The following is a 17,537-nucleotide window of genomic DNA, read 5'->3' on the forward strand; positions in this document are numbered from 1 at the left end:
GAACCCCCGCGCTTTGCCGTACGCTTATGCGTTCCTTCCTGCGACCCTAGCCCTGCCAACATGCCCTCCGCCAAAGCCACCGGCCTGAGCCTGGACCTTACCGCCGACCTGCACAAATGGCGGGCATTCCTTGCCATTGCAGAGCTGGGCAGCATCACGCGCGCCGCGCTCTATCTGGACCAGGACCAATCGGTGCTCAGCCGCCGCATCAACGCCCTGGAACGCGAGTGCAACGCGCGGCTCTTCAACCGCACGGGGCGTGGCGTGCATTTGTCCGAGGTGGGCGAACGCCTGTTCCCCTTGGTGCAGACCTTGCTGGGCGACGCCGAACGCCTGGAGCTCGAGCTGAACGGCCAGGCCCGCGAGCCGGCCGGCGAGGTCACGCTGGGGCTGCTGCCGTCCACCGCGCATCCCCTCATCCGCCGCCTGTTCTCGCGCTTGCGCAAAAACTTCCCCAAGGTTCACCTGAAGATACTTGAGGGCTCCAGCGGCCAGATCGAAGAGTGGTTGACGGACAGCCGCGTGGACATCGCCATCCTGTACCGGTATGGCGACAAATGCCCGCCGGGCGAACAGGCGCTGGCCTATGTGGATTCGTATCTGGTGGGCGCGGCGGGCGATGCGCGTACGCAGTCCGGCGAAGTCACGTTCGACCAGCTCAATGGCCTGCCCTTCATTTTGCCGGGCGCCCCCAATGGCTTGCGCAACGCGCTGGACGGCCTGGCGCGGGCGCGCAAGATCACCATTGCGCCGCTCATCGAAGCGGACTCGCTGCCGCTGATGAAGTCGATTGTGGAACATGAACACATGTACACCGTGCTGCCCCTGCACGCCGTGTGGCAGGAAGTGCAGGAAGGCCGCCTGAGCATTGCGGCGCTGCGCGATCCCAGCATGGGGCGCATCATTTCCATGGCGTTCTCACGGTCCAAGGGGCCGGGGCGCACGGTGATGGAAGTGGCGGCGCAGATCGAAACCCTGGTGCGGGAGATCGGCGGCGAAGGGGTCTGGCACGCCAGCCCCTGAGCCTTGCCAAACCCTAGGCAATCAAAAGCCGTATAGCCGCGCCGGGTTGTCCACCCACACCTTCTTGCGTAGGCGGTCATTGCCCAGCCATTCATAGGCAACGTCCACCAAGGCATCGGCCGACGGCGCCGATGCGCCCATGCGCACAAACGGCCAATCCGACCCCCACAGCAGTTGATCGGGGTTGGCGGCGGTGAACGCGTCGTGGATGAAGCGCGCGTTGTCGTAGTCGGGCGCGGCGCCCACCCGGCATAGCGTCAATTTCATCCAGATGCGGCCATCGGCAAGCAGGCCGCGCAGCAGTTGAAACGCGGCGTCTTCGGCACCTCGCGCCGGCACGAGGCTACCCAGGTGATCAATGACAATCGGCAGATCCAAGGCGGCCAGGGCCGGCAGGTGCTGCACATAGGCATCGCATGGCGCCCACAGCTGCGCATGCAGACCGAACTGCTTCATGCGCGGCGCCAGCGCGGCGATCTGGCCAAAGCCCACGCTGCCGGGAAAGAGATTGCCCGCGGGGTCGCGCGCTTCCAGAAAACGCAATCCGCGCACACCGCCATCCACCATGGCCTGCAACTGCGCGTCGCTGACCGACGGGTCGGCCACCGCAATGCCGCGCAAGCGGTCACGGCCTTGCGCCAAGGCATCCAGCAGCGCCGCCGGATTCACGCCATAAGGCGCGGGCTGCACCAGCACCCCGCGCGCCGCACCCAGCGTGTCCAGCATTTGCAGGTAACGCGCCACGGGCGCATCCGGCGCCGCGTAGGACGACGGGTGCTGCAAGGGAAAGCGGTCATAGGGGCCGAACACGTGGCAGTGCGCATCGCAGGCCAGCGCGGGCAGCGTGTGCTTGGGCGTGACGGGCATGCGCGGCATTTCGGCGTTCATGGCTGCCCCTTCTTGGGTAGCGGGGCCAGGGTGCTAAGCACGGGCTGGTCCGCTTGCCGTGGGGTATCCAGCGGCGCGGGCGCATCGTCAGGCATCGGGATCTCGTGCGCGTTCAATGTCATGGACACCATGGTGTAGTAGCCGATCACCGCCGTCAGTTCCACCACCCCCACGGCCTGCCAGCGCGCCACCGCCTCGGCATACAGTGCAGGATCCACCTGGCCGGTTTCCTGTAGCTGCCGTGCGAATTCGTAGACCACCTCGTCGTCGCGCGAGTCGAACGACGGGGTTGCGCGCGACTGGATTGCGTCCAGCACCGCATCCGCGATACCCGCCGCGCGCGCCGCCTGCGCGTGGATATGCCATTCGATCTGGCTGTTCCAACGGCGCGCGGTCACCACAATGGCCAGTTCGCTGACGCGGGGCGGCAGGCTGGTGCCGAAACGCAGCAAGGCGCCCAGCGCCTGCCAGCGCTCAGCAAGTTCAGGGCTGTGCAGCGCCGCGCGCAAGGGGCCGACCAGACGCCCGCGCGGACCCGAGACGATTTTCTCGTACACGCGCTTCTGGTCGTCGGTCATGTTGTCGGGAGAAGGCAGCGGGATACGGCTCATCATCATCCTTGGTTCGGGGAATGCAGAATTCACGGCGTTTCGTCGGGCTGGCTGCGCGCCACCGACGGGCGGGCGCAAAAGCCCTGGTGCCACGCGGCAAGCTGAGGGTGCCCGGCGCGCCAGTCGATATCCGGAAAACGATAGTCCATGTACGACAGGGCGCAGCCGATGGCGATCACGCCCAGGTCGAAATCGCTTGCCGCCAGCGCGGGCGCTTCCGCTTCCAGCGCGGCCAGCACGGCGCGCACCTTCAGCGCGAAAGCGTCCAGCCACGCCACCGTCTGCTTTTCCACAGGTTTGTTGCGCTCTTGCCGGAACAGCAGCAAGGCATCCAGAAAGCCATCACCCAGCGCCTGGCGGCGTTCGGCTACCAGACGCGCGGCGGCGTCCGCTGGTAGCAAGCGACCCCCAGCCAGCCCGTTCAAGTAGGCGCAGATCACCCGCGAGTCATACAAGGCAGTCCCGTCGTCCAGCACCAAGGTGGGCAGCTTGATCAAGGGATTGTCCGCCACCAGGTCCAGATTGGGCTTGTCCATCGCGACCGGCGTGCGAACCAGTTCGACCTGGCCTTCGATGCCGGTTTCATACAGAACGATCATCACCTTGCGCACAAATGGCGATCTGGGCGACCAATGCAACTTCATCGTCTAGCTCCTTGTTTGTTAAGCGCCGCGACGCGCGTCAATGGCCTTGGGGCGGGCGCACCGACGGGTCGTTGGCCGCGTCCGGCGTCAGCATCTGAAACAGGTCGGTCGTGTGCGCGTACCAGCCCGCGCCATGCATGCGACCCAGCAGTCCCAGCGCGGGGGTATCCACGTGAAAGCGCTCGCGGTTCAACAGCGCGTCGTCGCGCAGATACATGCCCACCACGCGCGCCAGCACAATCACGCGCTGCGGCGCGGCCTCAATCACCTGCCACACCTTGCATTCCAACGCCGCAGGACTTTGCGCGATGCGGGGCGGTGCCACGATCTGCGAGGGCGCGGTGGAGAGCCCCGCGCGCACCAATTCATTGACGCTGGCGTCGTAGTCCAGGCTGGTGCGATTCATCTGTTGAGCCAGTTCGGCCGACACCAGATTGATCACGAATTCGCCCGTGTCCAGGATGTTGCGCGACGTGTCCTTCAACTGCCCACCGCGCGGGCCGATGCCCAACGCCACGATGGGCGGGTCGCTGCTGACCACGTTGAAAAATGAGAAGGGCGCGGCGTTCAGCTCACCGCGCGCCGATTGGCTGACCACCCAGGCGATCGGGCGTGGCACAACCACGCTGGACAGCAGCTTGAAGGCGTCGGCCGACGCCAGTTGGCTGAAATCAAAGTTCATGGCGGCATCGTCTGGCGTGAATGGCGGAAGGTCGTGTCATTTTGCCAGCAGCCCCAGCGAGCTCAGCAGCCGCTGCATGTCGGCACGATCGCGGCGGACGTAGGCATCGGCGTCGGCCGGGGTCAGCGACATCAGCTCAATCGCCTGCTCTTGCATGACGCGGCGGTAATCAGGGTCATCGTTGACGGCGCGCACGGCGCTGCTCAGGCGCTGCACGATGTCGGGCGGCGTGCCGGCAGGCGCGGCCAGGCTGTACCACGTAGCGGCCTGCGCGCCCGGCACGCCCGCTTCGGCCAGCGTGGGCACGTCCGGCAATAGCGCCGAACGCTTGTCGGCCGCGTAGGCCAAGGCAATCAAGCGCCCCTGGCGGATGAACGGCAAGCTGGCCGACAGGTTCAGCATGGCCAGGTCGATCTGCCCGCCCACCACGTCATTGATGGCGGGCGATGCGCCGGCGTAGGGAATGTGATTCAACCGCACATGCGCGGCCTGCTGAAACAGTTCGGCGCCCAGGTGCGTGGCGCCGCCCACCCCCGCCGAGCCATAGCTGAGCTTGCCGGGTTCGGCCTTGGCGCGCGCCAGCAGGGTCGCCACGTCGCGGATGCCGCGCGAGGGGTTCACCACCAGCATGATGGGTTGCACCGCCACCACCGAGCAAAAGGCAAAGCCGTCCACGCCGTCATAGGGCGTCTTCTGCATCAAGGGCGTCACCACGTGGCCGGCGGAGGTGCCCAACAGCAACGTGTAGCCGTCAGGCTTGGCTCGGGCCACAAACCCCGTGCCGATGGATGCGCCGCCGCCCGGCTTGTTTTCCACCACTACTGGCTGGCCCAGACTTTTTTCCAGCGCGCGGCCCAGGCTGCGCGCCACGACGTCGGCGGGGCCGCCCGCCGCGTAGGGGTTGATCAGGGTCAAGGGGCGTTCAGGGTACTCGGCCTGGGCGGCGGGCATCGCCACGGCGGCCGTCAAGCTTGCGGCTATCAGCAGGGATCGGATCATGGATGTCATGTCAGTCTTCCCGAGCGCCGGACTGCTTGATCACCGGTGCCCACTTCACCGTGTCCGTCTTGATCTGGGCGGCGAAGGCTTCGGGCGTGCTGTGCGTAGTCTGGATGCCGTAACCCGCCATGCGCTCGACCATCTGCGGCGACTGCATCACCGCGCCAATGTCCTGGTTCAGCTTGTCGATCACCGCGCGGGGCGTTCCCGCCGGCGCCAGCACGCCTGACCACAAGCTGACTTCATACGTCGAGAAGCCCGGCGCTTCCGAAATCGACGGCACATCCGGCAGCACCGGCAAGCGCTTGCGGCTGGTCACGCCCAGCGCGCGCACCTTGCCCTGCTTCACTTGTTCGATGAAATTGGAGGACGTGTCGATCATCATCGAAATCCGCCCCGCCAGAAAATCGTTGATGGCGCCCGAGGTGCCCTTGTAGGGGATATGGCGGATATCCACGCCGGCCGTCGACTTGAACATCTCACCGGCCAGATGGCTGGTGGTGCCGTTGCCCGACGAGCTGAACGTCAGTTCACCCGGCCGCCGCTTGGCCAGCGCCGCCAGTTCCGCCACCGAATTCACGTTCAATTCCGGGTTCACCACCAGCAGGTTCGACGTCAGGTTGGTCAGCGTGATCGGCGCGAAGCTCTTCTGCGGGTCATAGCGCAATTTGGCGTACAGCGAAGGGTTGATGGTCAGCACCCCCATCGTCGAATACAGCAAGGTATAGCCGTCGGGCGCGGCGCTGGCCACGGCCTCCGCGCCGATCGCGCCCCCTGCCCCGCCCCGGTTTTCCACCACGACGGTCTGGCCAAGCTTGTCGCCCAGCCCTTGCGCCAGCGCGCGGGCCATCAGGTCCGTGGCGCCGCCTGCGGGAAACGGCACCACCAGCTTGATGGGATGGTCGGGGTAGGTGCCGGCCACGGCAGGCGCGCTCATTCCCACGACGCACGCCATCACCCCCCCACCCAGCCACAGGCTGACCGACGTCAGCGCGCTTGCGATCTTCATGCTGTCTCCAAACCTTGGGTTTTTGTGTTTGGAGCATGGTATGCGGCGTACCGGGGCGGCGCTATGCGCGGTATCGCATATCTGCTTTGCGTGGCGCTGTACCGGCGCCCCCTCCCCGCCGCCTTCCTTAACCCGGCTGCGCCAACAAGCGCTGAATCTCAGCCTCCGTCTCCGCATACTTGCCTTCACCAAAATGGCGGTAGACGATCTGGCCTTGCTTGTCGATCAGGTAGAAGGCCGGCCAGTACTGGTTGCGGTAGGCGTCCCAAGTGGCATAGCGGTTGTCTTGCGCGACCGGATACGTGATGCCAAAGCGCTCCAGCGCCTTCTGCACGTTGGGCGTGGACCGTTCAAACGGGAACTCCGGCGTATGCACGCCCACCACCTCCAGCCCCTGGTCCTTGTACTTCTGATACCAGCTTGTCACGTAGGGCAAGGTGCGCACGCAGTTGATGCAGGTGTAGGTCCAGAAGTCCACCAGCACCACCTTGCCGCGCAGCGACGCCAGCGTCAGCGGGTCGCTGTTGAGCCAATGCTCGATGCCGGTGAATTCCGGCGCGGGGGTCGGTTTGGAGGCGCCGGCCTGCGCGGTAAGCGGCATCACCGAGGCAGCCAGCGACGTGGCCAACAGCGCGCCCAGCGCGATTTTCTTGAACGTGGCGAACATGGTCATGCTCCTTGAATTGAGGTGAGGGACGGTCAGTTGAAAAGGTTGCTGATCCAGGCGTAGGCCAGGATGTCGTACTGGAAATAGATGGCGGCGGCGGTCAGGATCAGCAGCACGCCAAAGCCTTGCTGCAAGCGCTGCGTGTAGCGCGACAAGCCCCGCACCCGCGCCGCGATGGCCTGGCCGCCGTAGGCGATCACCAGCATCGGAATGCCCGCGCCGATGGCGAACATCAACAACAAGGTGCTGGACTGCGTCAGGTTCTGCGCCTTGGCGGCCAGCACCAGAATCGACGCCAGCACCGGGCCGGCGCAGGGCGTCCACACCGCCCCCAACGACAGCCCCAGCACAAAGCCGCCCGCATTGCCGCTACCCGAGCCGCCCGCGTTGAAGGCCAACTGCTGCAAGGGGCCGCCGATGCGGGCGATCAGGCGGTCGTAGGGTTGCGGCCAGATGCGCACCAGGCCGAACAGCGCCAGCAGCGCGATCGACGTGGACCGCACCGCTTCGTGTACCGATGCATTCAAGGTGGACAACAGGCTTAGCGCGATACCCAGGCCGGCAAACGCCAGCACAAAGCCGGACACGACGAACAGGGGACGCCAGCGGTCCGGGCGCTCCAGCGAGGTGCCCAGCAGCACCGGCAGCAGAGGCAGCACGCAGGGTGAGGCGATGGTCAGCATGCCGGCCAGCAAAGCGATGGGGGTGTTGATCAGGTCCATGGGGCAAGTCCTTTGGAAAGAGGCCCCATTGCACCCGCGCCGCGTATCCGGCTTGTGCCGGCTTTGCGTGTTTTTTCCTGGCTTATGTATCTGCCGCCGGGGCGTACACAGTACGACACACTTGCGGCGGCGGCCGGCGCTATAACCCGTTCATGCCCTGCCCCCGGAGACCCTTATGAAGCGCATTCTTGCCGTACTGCTGTTGATGTTCGGCGGTTTCAGCACCGAAGCCGCCAAGCCCTTCCAATGCCAGCTCATTGCCAATACCCGGCCGCGCCGCGACCCGCTGCCCCCGGTTGACCGCTAGCGCCGCCGCCTTGGATAAAATTCGCCTACCCGCGCGTGTGCATCCGCGCGCTGTCGCCCCCACCCTTTAGGCCACCGCAGATGGATCAGATTGATCACGTGATGATCGTTGACGACGATCGTGAAATACGCGAGCTTGCCGGCAATTTCCTGAAGAAGAACGGCCTGACCGTTACGCTGGCGGCCGATGGCCGGCAGATGCGGTCGCTGCTGGAAAACCTGTCCGTGGACCTGATCGTGCTGGACATCATGATGCCGGGCGACGACGGGCTGGTGCTGTGCCGCGAACTGCGCAGCGGCAAGCACCGCCGCATTCCGATCCTGCTGCTGACCGCGCGCAGCGACGACATGGACCGCGTGCTGGGCCTGGAAATGGGCGCCGACGATTATCTGGTCAAACCCTTTGTGGCGCGCGAACTGCTGGCCCGCATCAAGGCGATTCTGCGGCGCACGCGCATGCTCCCGCCCAATTTCCAGGTGACGGAACCCGGCCGCGAGATCGCCTTCGGCGACTGGCGGCTGGACACCACCGCGCGCCACTTGCTGGATGAGAGCGGCACGGTGGTGTCGCTAAGCGGCGCGGAATACCGGCTGCTGCGCGTGTTCCTGGACCACCCGCAGCGCGTACTGAACCGCGATCAACTGCTGAACCTGACCCAAGGCCGTGACGCCGATTTCTTTGGCCGATCGATCGACCTGCTGGTTAGCCGCCTGCGTCAACGCCTGCGCGAAGATGCGCGCGAGCCCCGCTACATCAAGACCGTGCGCAGCGAGGGCTATGTGTTCGCGGCGGCGGTCGATGTGTCGGAAGCCAACGAGTGAACCGCGCCGCCCGCCCGCGTTCCGCCTGGCCTGGCACCCTGGTCGCCCGGTTGTTCCTGATTTTTCTGATCGGCCTGGTGCTGGCGTATGGCTTGTCGTTCGCCTCGCTGTTCTACGAACGCTACAACACCACCAAGAGCATGATGCTGGGCGACCTGGAACGCGACGTCGCCATCGCCATGGACGTGTTGGACCGCCTGCCCGCCGATGAACGCGCGGCCTGGCTGCCGCGCCTGTCCAGCGGGAACCGCCAGTACCTGCTGGATGAGGGCCAGGCCGATCAACCCTTGCGGCTGGACGTCGCGCGCAATGCCGCCAACGCCATCGAAGCAGCACTGGGCACCGCGCGCCCGCTGACCATACGTGCCATGGCGAACGACCCCCGGCACATCCAGGCGCGCGTCGTGCTGTCCGATGGGCAGCCCGTGGTGCTGGATATCCATCTGTCGTCGATGCGCCCCGAGCCATGGCTGCTGGTGGTGCTGGCGGTGCAGTTGGTGCTGTTGATCGTTTGCGCGTGGCTGGCCGTGCGGCTTGCAGTGCGGCCGCTGACGCGCCTGGCCCATGCCGCCGAAACACTGGACCCGAACGCCAAGAGCCCCTTGCTGGAAGAAGGCGGCCCGGCCGAAGTGGCGCACGCCGCCACCGCGTTCAACGCCATGCAGGCCCGCATCGCCGCCCACGTGGCCGAGCGCATGCAGATACTGGGCGCCATCTCGCACGACCTGCAAACCCCCATCACGCGGATGAAACTGCGCACCGAGTTCATGGACGCATCGGACGACCGCGACAAGCTGGCGCAGGACCTGAACGAAGTGGAAAGGCTGGTGCGCGAAGGCATCGACTACGCACGCAGTGCGCACGGCAAAGTTGAAACGCCCGCGCGCGTGGACCTGCATGCGTTTCTGGAAAGCCTGGTCTATGACTATCAAGACACGGGCAAGCCCGTCAGCTTGAGCGGTGACCACGCCGGGCCGCTGATGACGCGCCCGCATGCGCTGCGGCGGATTCTGGGCAACTTGATCGACAACGCGCTGAAGTTCGCGGGCGCGGCTGAAGTGGACGTGGCGGTGCATGGCGACACGGCGGTATCGATCTTTGTACTGGACCGTGGCCCCGGCATACCCGAACACGAACGGGCCGCCGTGCTGCAACCTTTCTATCGCCTTGAAAGCTCGCGCAACCGCGATACGGGTGGCACGGGGCTGGGCCTGGCCATTGCGCAGCAGTTGGCGGAAGTGGTGGGCGGTACGCTGACGTTAAGCGCGCGGGAAGGCGGGGGGCTGGCGGTGGAGCTGCGCTTGAAACCGGGGCAGGGTCGCCAGTCATCCACACCGGCTTGAGCAGAAGCCCTAGCCGTCCAGCAAGGCACCCGATTTCAGCAGCGGCGCCAGAATGCCGGCGGAGTAGACGCGCGCAACGTTTTCCAGGAACGCGGTGAAGTCGGTCTTGGCGGCATGGTCGGCGCGGTCGGATATCACGCGCAGCACCGCGAAGGGCACGCCGAATTCATAGCAAACCTGCGCCATCGCCGCGCCTTCCATTTCCACGCACAAAGCAGTGGGCAGGCGCTTGCGCAGTACCTGGGCCTCGTCGTTGTGGCTGACGAACCGGTCGCCGGTTGCGATCAGGCCGTGGTGGACGGTGGGCGGGGCCAGCGTGGCCCCGGCGTGTTCTGCCAACACGTCGCGGCGGCCAACAAACGTTGCCGCGCTGTCCAGCAACAGCTTGCTCATACCGGCGTCCGCGTCAAAACACACCCGCCCCAACAAGGGGATCTCGTGCTGATCAAACAGCGGACGCGCGTCCATGTCGTGCTGCATCAAGGTGCTGGCCACGACCACGTCGCCCACCTCCACGTCCGCGTGCAACCCGCCCGCCAGACCGGTGAAGATCACGCGCGACACATCAAATTCCCGGATGACGATCGACGCCGTGGCGGATGCCGCCACCTTGCCGATGCGGCTTAACGCGATCACGCAGGGCGTGCCCCACAACGTGCCCACATGAAAATCACGCATGGCGATTCGGTGGACGGTAGCGCCGGGTTCCATCGCGGCCAGCAGGTCAGCGATTTCTTCATGCAAGGCGCCCAGGATGGCGAGACGTTTCATTCGCCCTCCCCCACGTACCCCAGCGCCGCGCTGGCCGCCGCCGCTTCTTTTTTCACCGCCGCCACGATCTTGCCGTCCGCCGACACATCGAAGCCGCCCGTCGCGCCCAGCGCGGTCAGCACCGCGCAGGGGCGGCCCGTGTGGTCATACAAAGGCGCCGACACCGCGCTGATGCCGCGCAGGTTCGTGTCTTTCACCGTGGCGCACCCGGCCGCGCGCACCTGGCGCCGCAGCCCGCCAATGGGATCGTCGCGATCCAGCAAGGCACGCAGATCGTCCGGCGACTCGGCCAGTTCGGCTAGCGCCATCTGCTGAATCGGCGCCTCGTCCAAGGCCCCCAAAAACGCGCGGCCGGTGGCGGACCACAGCATCGACAGCACCGAGCCCACGCGCACGTTCACCGTGACGGGCAACGCCGGTTCCTCGAAGCGAACAATGGTCGGCCCCTTGTTGCCCATGACGGCGATAAAGCACGTGACCGCCAGGCTTTCACGCAGGCGGATCAGCACCGGTTCGCTGATGCGCAAGGGGTCGGCCTGGCGCATGGCGGCCACGCCGACCATCAGCGCTTCCAGGCCCAGGTGGTATTGCTGAGTCGCGACTTCCTGGTCCACCAGCCCTTCAGCAATCAGGCTCATCAAATAGCGGTGCACCTTGGCGGGGCTTTCATCCACGTGCGCGGCCAGCGCGGTCAAGCTTGCGCGGCCGCCCATCCGGGCCAGCCCTTTCAGCACCACCATGCCCGTTTCGGCGGCCTGCACCCGCTGGCGGCGTTCGCGCGGGCGGTCAGCGGAGTCCAGTTCGGGGGTCGGGACGGTCGCTGTCGTGGACGCTTTGGGGGACGCGGCAGTGGCCCCTTTATTGGGCGACTTCGTGGACGTCTTGGTCGACGGCTTGGGGGGACTCATAGCGGATGCACTTCCTGCAAATAGGGTGCGCGGACGACGACGCGCCGCGAAATCGGCTCCAAGGTTAACCCCTCTTGATAAATTACGCATTGCGTATATGATTTACGCAAAAGAAGGGATGCCATCAGGTCATCCCGAAATGGAGACAGCCGATGCGCACCCTGAATCGCCCCCTGAAACGCACTTTCCTGGCCGGCCTGCTGGCCCTGCCCTTGCTGGCCTGTGCCAACGCTTTCGCCCAACAGGCGCCTGCCAACTACCCGTCCAAGCCCGTGCGCTGGGTCGTGCCCTACGCGGCAGGCGGCGGCTCCGACTTTCTGGCGCGCAGCATCGGCCAGGGCCTGTCGGGTCGCATGGGCCAACCGGTTGTGATCGAGAACAAGCCGGGTGGCAACACCGCCATCGCGGCATCCGAAACCGCGCGCTCGCCGGCCGACGGCTACACCATGCTGTCGGCCGACAACGGCACGCTGGTGTTCAACCCCGCGCTGTACAAGAAGCTGTCGTATGACCCCGTCAAGGACTTGGCGCCCGTCACGCTGATGGGCCGCTTTCCGATGATTTTGGTGGTTGGCCCGTCCATGAAGGTCAACACCGTGCAGGAATTCCTGGCCGAGGCCAAGTCGCGCAAGGAAGGCCTGGACTACGGTTCCGCCGGCGCGGGCAGCCCGCACCACCTGGCCATGGAACTGCTGAAAGTCGAAAGCGGCCTGACCATGACCCACGTGCCGTATCGCGGCGCATCGCCCGCGCTGGCGGACGTGGCGGGCGGCCAGATCCCCGCCATGATGGTCGACCTGGCAGCCGGCGCCGGCTTCATCAACGGCGGCAAGGTGCGCGCCCTGGCCGTGGCCAACCCGACCCGCCTGCCTCAACTGCCCGACGTGCCCACGTTCGCAGAGATCGGCCTGAAGAACGTCGAAGCGTCCGCGCAAGTGGGCGTGGTGGTGCCGGCCGGCACGCCGCCCGCCGTCATCGACGCGCTGAACAAGCAGGTGGTGGCCACCATCAACGACCCGGCCACGCGCAAGCGCCTGGTCGACTTCGGCATCGAGCCGGTCGGCAACACGCCCGCTGAATACGCCGAGATGCTCAAGGGCGAACGCGCCCGCTGGCAGAAGCTGATCACTGATCTGAAGATTACGCTGGACTAAGCGCTGCCATCACCACCCGCGGCCTGCCGCTCACGCGGCAGGCCGATGCATCACGAATACACGGAAAGCATCATGAGCCAATCGCCCTCTTCCTCGCGCCCGTCGGGCTGTCCCATCGATCACGCGGCGCTTGCCGCGATGCAAAGCCCCACCGGCTGCCCCGTCAGCGCCCGCGCGGCCGAGTTCGACCCCTTCGGCGATGGCTACCAGCAAGACCCGCCTGAATACGTGCGCTGGGCGCGCGAGCAGGAACCCGTGTTCTACAGCCCCAAGCTGGGCTACTGGGTGGTCACGCGCTACGAAGACATCAAGGCGATTTTTCGCGACAACATCACCTTCAGCCCGTCCATCGCGCTGGAAAAAATCACCCCCACCGGCCCCGAGGCCAACGCCGTGCTGGAGTCGTACGGCTACGCCATGAACCGCACGCTGGTCAACGAAGACGAACCCGCCCACATGCCGCGCCGCCGCGTGCTGATGGACCCGTTCACGCCCGAAGAACTCAAGCACCACGAACCCATGGTGCGCCGCCTGACCCGCGAATACGTCGACCGCTTCATCAACGACGGCCGCGCCGACCTGGTCGACCAGATGCTGTGGGAAGTGCCCCTGACCGTGGCGCTGCATTTCCTGGGCGTGCCCGAAGAAGACATGGAGCTGCTGCGCCAATATTCCATCGCGCACACCGTCAACACCTGGGGCCGCCCCAAGCCCGAAGAACAAGTGGCCGTCGCGCATGCTGTCGGCAACTTCTGGCAGTTGGCCGGCAAGATCCTGGACAAGATGCGCCAGGACCCGTCCGGCCCCGGCTGGATGCAGTACGGCCTGCGCAAGCAGCAGACGCATCCCGACGTCGTCACCGATTCCTACCTGCACTCCATGATGATGGCCGGCATCGTCGCCGCCCACGAAACCACCGCCAACGCATCGGCCAACGCCATCAAGCTGCTGTTGCAACACCCCGACGCCTGGCGCGAAATCTGCGAAGACCCCGACCTGATTCCCAACGCCGTCGAAGAATGCCTGCGCCATAACGGCTCTGTCGCCGCGTGGCGCCGCCTGGCCACGCGCGACGTCGAGATCGCCGGCATGCCGATCCCGGCAGGCTCCAAGCTGCTGATCGTCACGTCATCCGCCAACCACGACGAAGGCCAATTCAACGACGCCGACCTCTTCGACATCCGCCGCGAAAACGCCAGCGACCAGCTCACCTTCGGCTATGGCTCGCACCAATGCATGGGCAAGAACCTGGCCCGCATGGAAATGCAGATCTTCCTGGAAGAACTCACGCGTCGCCTTCCGCATATGAAGCTGTCGGAGCAGTCGTTTACCTATGTGCCCAATACCTCGTTTCGTGGGCCGGAGCATCTGTGGGTGGAGTGGGACCCGAAGCAAAACCCGGAACTGGCATCCCCGGCATTGCTGAATAATCAGCACCCCGTGCGCATCGGCGAGCCCTCGTCGCACGCCATCACCCGCCCCGTCGTCGTCCAAAGCGCGGTCGAAGCCGCTGACGGCATCTTGCGCCTGCGTTTGGTGTCGCCCGATGGCAAGCCGCTGCCGCGCTGGACGCCGGGCTCGCATATTGATGTGGAATGCGGCGACACGGGCTTGTCGCGCCAATATTCCTTGTGCGGCGATCCTTCGGAGACCGGTGTATTTGAAATTGCCGTGTTGAAGGAAACAGAAGGCCGAGGCGGTTCCGCATGGATGCACGCCAACGCGACGCCCGGCGCGCGCTTGCGCATCCGTGGGCCGCGCAATCACTTCCGCATGAATGAAGCGGCCGACAAACTAATCTTGATTGCCGGCGGCATCGGCATTACCCCTATCAGCGCCATGGCGCGACGCGCCAAGGAACTGGGCCTGGATTACCAGCTGCATTACAGCGGGCGGTCACGCGCCTGCATGGCGATGTTGGACGAGCTTGCCGCGCTGCACGGCGAGCGCCTGCATGCCCACGTCAAAGACGAAGGCGCCCGCGCGGATTACGCGGCGCTGTTGTCCCAGCCGGATGCCGGCACGCAGATTTATGCGTGCGGCCCGCAAGGCTTGCTGGATGGCTTGGCCACCTGTTGCGCCGCGTGGCCCGAAGACGCGCTGCGCGTGGAACACTTCCATTCCACTTTGGGCACGCTGGACCCGTCCAAGGAACAGCCGTTTGAAGTCGTGCTGAAGGACTCGGGCATCGTCATTAACGTGCCGGCGGACCAGACCTTGTTGACCGCGCTGCGCGGCGCCAATATCGACGTGCAAAGCGACTGCGAGGAAGGCCTTTGCGGATCGTGCGAGGTGCGCGTGCTGGAGGGGCAGATTGACCACCGCGACGTCGTGCTGACGCGCGCCGAACGCGACGCGAACAACAAGATGATGGCGTGCTGCTCGCGCTCGTGCGGCGGTGGGAAGGTGGTGTTGGAGTTGTGACGATCAACTGATCGCTTCCGCTACCAACCGCTTCCACGCGGATACCATCCTTCAAGAATCGGATTGCTACACATTATCTAGTTCGATCATCCCGCCTTCGGGATTCGCCTGCGCCCTCACCCCGGCGCAGGCTTTTTTATGTCCAGTCGGTTAGTAAAAAAGGCGGTGTACATGCCGCCAGCAGGGAAACCACGCAGGCGGCAAACGCGCAACCCGCGTGCTAGCTTGCCTCACGCGGGCGTCATCCCAGCCAGCAACAGATGTATCGGAAGACTCGATCTGTGGGGAGCTGAACATGATGAAGAATCTGGCCATCTTCTTTGACGGCACGTGGAACGAACCCAACGACCGCACCAACGCCTACGAGCTTTACAAAGCCGCACCGGAAACCAGCACGCAGGAAACCCTGTATATCGAAGGCGTCGGCACCCAAGGCCAAGGCCTGTGGGCCGCCATCGACAAATTCCTGGGCGGCGCATTCGGCGCCGGGCTATCCGCCAATATCCGCCACGGCTACCAATGGCTATGCCAACGCCAGGAAGCCGGCGACCACATCTTTCTGTTCGGCTTCAGCCGCGGCGCGTATTCCGCCCGCAGCCTGGCCGGCATGGTCCGCAAATGCGGGCTGCTCAAAAGCCCCACCGACGACAACGTTGCTGAAGCCTACGCGCTATATCGCGATGATTGCCATCCGTCTTCCATCGAAGCGCTCTCGTTTCGCACGCAATTTTCGCGCGATACCGACCTGCATTTTGTCGGCGTTTGGGACACGGTAGGCAGCTTGGGGATACCCGTCGGCGGCATTTCGTTTCCCGGGTTTTCCAAGTTCTATAACTTCCACGACACCGAACTCAGCAACCACGTGCATCACGCTTATCACGCGATTGCAACGAACGAGTATCGCGAGCCGTATTTTCCGACCTTGTGGACGCGGCTGGTTAACTCCGAACCCCGTCCTGCGGACAGGCCGGTAGAGCAGCGTTGGTTCATTGGCGCGCATTCGGATATTGGGGGTGGGTATCGGGATGGAAGTTTGCAGACGCTGCCGGCGGCTTGGTTGCAAGAGAAAGCAAGGCAGGTGGGACTGGAGGCAGGCATCGCGCACCGGGTGTCTACGGACTATGACCAGTGCCATCCGCATGACTCGTATAAGGAGTTCACGGAGAAAGTGCTGATCCATGTGAAGAAGCGCGCGCGAATGTGGGACGGCGCGGCGGTGCTGAATTTGACGGTGGATGAGAGGGTGGTGAAACGGGTGGCAGGGAGTGTGGAGTATTTGAAGGAGTTTCCGGATTTTAAGGAGGCGGTGGTGGGGTTGCCGGTGGGGCGGGGATAGACCGGGACTGTCAGGATTTTTGTGTGCAGGCCTAAGTGGTTTTCAAGGAGACGGACCAGGGCACGCAATCCGAAGTCCACCAAGCAGTCCAGCACGTCTGCACCACCGGCCAGTGCCGAGCAGTTGCTCGATGAACTTGTAACCGGGCCGATGACGACCGAGGGGATCCAAGACACGTTCCTGTTGCTGAAGAAGGCGCGGATCGAGCGTGCTCTGGGCGCGGAGCTGCCCGACACCCGGGGTATCCCCCCAGGCAGCGAGCGCCGGAAAGACGCCACCAACCAGCGCAAAGGCAAGAGTAGCAAGCCCGTGCTGACCAACGACGGCCCGCCCAAGCTGGATATCCCTCGGAATCGGATGGCAGCTTTCCCCGATCCTCATTTTCAAGCACGCGCGCCGGTGACCGGTTTTGATGACAAGATCGTCGCGATGTGCGCCCGTGACATGTGCGTGAGCAAGATCCGAATGTTGCTGGACGAGCAATATGGCACCGACTGTCGCCGGAGGATCAATCGTAAGCCCCCCTCAGCCCCTCTGTCCACGCAGTGGCCCTGTCGCTTTCTAACAGCGCCGAAACTTGAGATGCAGCGCGTCCCGCACTCCTGGTGACACAGATCACCATCAAGAGTACGAAAAACTTGCTAAACCGCCCTCCAGCTTTATGCGAAGAACCAAATCAAAGAGGGTAACCTTCACGCCAGTCATTTAGGAACTAACCTTCGAAAATTATTAAAATAATTCCCATATAAACCAGCCTGGAAAGCAACAGCCATGATCCATAAATTTCTACTTCACACCCAATTCCAGCCCATTCGGCAATCCAGATGCGCCGTCAATTTTACTTATTCCCCATTTATCTAAATCCTCCCATTCAAAATCAACATGGTAGTTCATCTCGCAATCTATCGTCAGCAGAAACACTCCTCTTTCGCGCCCCAATGCCTTTAACAAGCGGAGACCTTTCTCGTTAGCCTCCCTATAAAATACAGCGAATTGCAAAGCGCTTATCAAGTGTATTTTTCCGGATGAGACGTATGAACCGTTGCTTCCATACCTCGCCCCATCCATGCGAAACCTATGAAAGGCCTTTTCCCACGCAGGGTCGACCTCTCGCATCAGCCCAATAAAATCCCGCGCGATATCCACCACGACCGAAGTACTGCTGGCGTCCATTAGTCTGCTCTCCGCTTGTAAACTTGCCCTGCCTCGTTCTTGAACGTGTCGGCGA

At 64.3% G+C, this 17,537-nt stretch carries 19 protein-coding genes; 8 read left to right on the forward strand and 11 right to left on the reverse strand.

Annotation, left to right across the window (positions count from 1 at the left end; all coding sequences use genetic code 11):
• Positions 1–60 precede the first annotated feature (60 nt).
• Complete coding sequence (locus M2361_RS15695) at positions 61–1,023, forward strand: LysR family transcriptional regulator (RefSeq protein WP_259250434.1); 963 nt, start codon at positions 61–63, stop codon at positions 1,021–1,023.
• Positions 1,024–1,044: 21 nt separating this feature from the next.
• On the opposite strand, the gene M2361_RS15700 is transcribed toward M2361_RS15695, so the two are convergent.
• The 8 genes from M2361_RS15700 to M2361_RS15735 all read right to left on the reverse strand — a co-directional run bounded on the left by M2361_RS15700 (position 1,045) and on the right by M2361_RS15735 (position 7,245).
• Positions 1,045–1,911 carry an amidohydrolase gene (locus M2361_RS15700; RefSeq protein WP_259250436.1) on the reverse strand — a complete coding sequence of 289 codons (867 nt, stop codon included), beginning with the start codon at positions 1,909–1,911 and terminating at the stop codon, positions 1,045–1,047.
• The gene (locus M2361_RS15705) at positions 1,908–2,522 is read right to left on the reverse strand and encodes a carboxymuconolactone decarboxylase family protein (RefSeq protein ID WP_259251503.1); all 615 of its coding nucleotides are present in this window, start codon (positions 2,520–2,522) and stop codon (positions 1,908–1,910) included. The genes M2361_RS15700 and M2361_RS15705 overlap by 4 nt, the downstream gene beginning before the upstream one ends.
• 29 nt (positions 2,523–2,551) lie before the next feature.
• On the reverse strand, positions 2,552–3,166 hold the full coding sequence (locus tag M2361_RS15710; protein ID WP_259250437.1) for a glutathione S-transferase N-terminal domain-containing protein: 615 nt from the start codon (positions 3,164–3,166) through the stop codon (positions 2,552–2,554).
• Between the two features lie 37 nt (positions 3,167–3,203).
• Positions 3,204–3,848 (reverse strand): flavin reductase family protein, encoded by a 645-nt coding sequence (locus M2361_RS15715; RefSeq protein ID WP_259250439.1) that lies wholly within the window; start codon positions 3,846–3,848, stop codon positions 3,204–3,206.
• A gap of 36 nt (positions 3,849–3,884) precedes the next feature.
• Complete coding sequence (locus M2361_RS15720) at positions 3,885–4,856, reverse strand: Bug family tripartite tricarboxylate transporter substrate binding protein (RefSeq protein WP_404976381.1); 972 nt, start codon at positions 4,854–4,856, stop codon at positions 3,885–3,887.
• 1 nt (position 4,857) lies between these two features.
• Complete coding sequence (locus M2361_RS15725) at positions 4,858–5,856, reverse strand: tripartite tricarboxylate transporter substrate binding protein (RefSeq protein WP_259250440.1); 999 nt, start codon at positions 5,854–5,856, stop codon at positions 4,858–4,860.
• A gap of 127 nt (positions 5,857–5,983) precedes the next feature.
• The gene (locus M2361_RS15730) at positions 5,984–6,523 is read right to left on the reverse strand and encodes a thioredoxin family protein (RefSeq protein WP_259250442.1); all 540 of its coding nucleotides are present in this window, start codon (positions 6,521–6,523) and stop codon (positions 5,984–5,986) included.
• Positions 6,524–6,555: 32 nt separating this feature from the next.
• Positions 6,556–7,245, reverse strand: coding sequence for a cytochrome c biogenesis CcdA family protein (locus M2361_RS15735; protein WP_100854370.1), 690 nt, complete (start codon positions 7,243–7,245; stop codon positions 6,556–6,558).
• 175 nt (positions 7,246–7,420) lie between these two features.
• On the opposite strand from M2361_RS15735, the gene M2361_RS15740 reads away from it, so the two are divergent.
• From M2361_RS15740 to M2361_RS15750, 3 genes are all read left to right on the forward strand, one after another.
• Positions 7,421–7,552, forward strand: a complete 132-nt coding sequence (locus M2361_RS15740; protein WP_259250445.1) for a hypothetical protein — start codon at positions 7,421–7,423, stop codon at positions 7,550–7,552.
• A gap of 80 nt (positions 7,553–7,632) precedes the next feature.
• Positions 7,633–8,373, forward strand: coding sequence for a response regulator (locus tag M2361_RS15745; RefSeq protein ID WP_259250447.1), 741 nt, complete (start codon positions 7,633–7,635; stop codon positions 8,371–8,373).
• A complete protein-coding gene (locus tag M2361_RS15750) occupies positions 8,370–9,716 on the forward strand; it encodes a HAMP domain-containing sensor histidine kinase (protein WP_259250449.1) in 1,347 nt (448 codons plus the stop codon). The genes M2361_RS15745 and M2361_RS15750 overlap by 4 nt, the downstream gene beginning before the upstream one ends.
• 9 nt (positions 9,717–9,725) lie before the next feature.
• Here the strand turns inward: M2361_RS15750 and M2361_RS15755 are convergent, their stop codons facing one another.
• Both M2361_RS15755 and M2361_RS15760 read right to left on the reverse strand, forming a co-directional pair.
• Positions 9,726–10,487 carry a 5'-methylthioadenosine/adenosylhomocysteine nucleosidase gene (locus M2361_RS15755; protein WP_259250451.1) on the reverse strand — a complete coding sequence of 254 codons (762 nt, stop codon included), beginning with the start codon at positions 10,485–10,487 and terminating at the stop codon, positions 9,726–9,728.
• Complete coding sequence (locus M2361_RS15760; protein ID WP_259250453.1) at positions 10,484–11,395, reverse strand: IclR family transcriptional regulator; 912 nt, start codon at positions 11,393–11,395, stop codon at positions 10,484–10,486. Before M2361_RS15760 ends, M2361_RS15755 begins: the two co-directional genes overlap by 4 nt.
• Positions 11,396–11,547: 152 nt before the next feature.
• Between M2361_RS15760 and M2361_RS15765 the strand changes: the two genes are divergently transcribed.
• From M2361_RS15765 to M2361_RS15780, 4 genes are all read left to right on the forward strand, one after another.
• On the forward strand, positions 11,548–12,549 hold the full coding sequence (locus M2361_RS15765) for a tripartite tricarboxylate transporter substrate binding protein (protein WP_100854365.1): 1,002 nt from the start codon (positions 11,548–11,550) through the stop codon (positions 12,547–12,549).
• Between the two features lie 72 nt (positions 12,550–12,621).
• The gene (locus M2361_RS15770; RefSeq protein WP_259250456.1) at positions 12,622–14,973 is read left to right on the forward strand and encodes a cytochrome P450/oxidoreductase; all 2,352 of its coding nucleotides are present in this window, start codon (positions 12,622–12,624) and stop codon (positions 14,971–14,973) included.
• A 217-nt stretch (positions 14,974–15,190) separates the two neighbouring features.
• Entirely contained in the window at positions 15,191–16,309 is a 1,119-nt protein-coding gene (locus M2361_RS15775) for a DUF2235 domain-containing protein (protein ID WP_259250458.1), read from the forward strand.
• A 123-nt stretch (positions 16,310–16,432) separates the two neighbouring features.
• Positions 16,433–16,918 (forward strand): transposase, encoded by a 486-nt coding sequence (locus M2361_RS15780; protein ID WP_259250460.1) that lies wholly within the window; start codon positions 16,433–16,435, stop codon positions 16,916–16,918.
• A 177-nt stretch (positions 16,919–17,095) separates the two neighbouring features.
• Here the strand turns inward: M2361_RS15780 and M2361_RS15785 are convergent, their stop codons facing one another.
• Positions 17,096–17,482, reverse strand: coding sequence for a hypothetical protein (locus M2361_RS15785; protein ID WP_259250461.1), 387 nt, complete (start codon positions 17,480–17,482; stop codon positions 17,096–17,098).
• Positions 17,483–17,537: the final 55 nt, after the last annotated feature.

Source organism: Achromobacter sp. JUb104 (assembly GCF_024806975.1).
In the GTDB taxonomy this organism is placed as follows: Bacteria; Pseudomonadota; Gammaproteobacteria; order Burkholderiales; family Burkholderiaceae_B; genus Achromobacter; species Achromobacter spanius.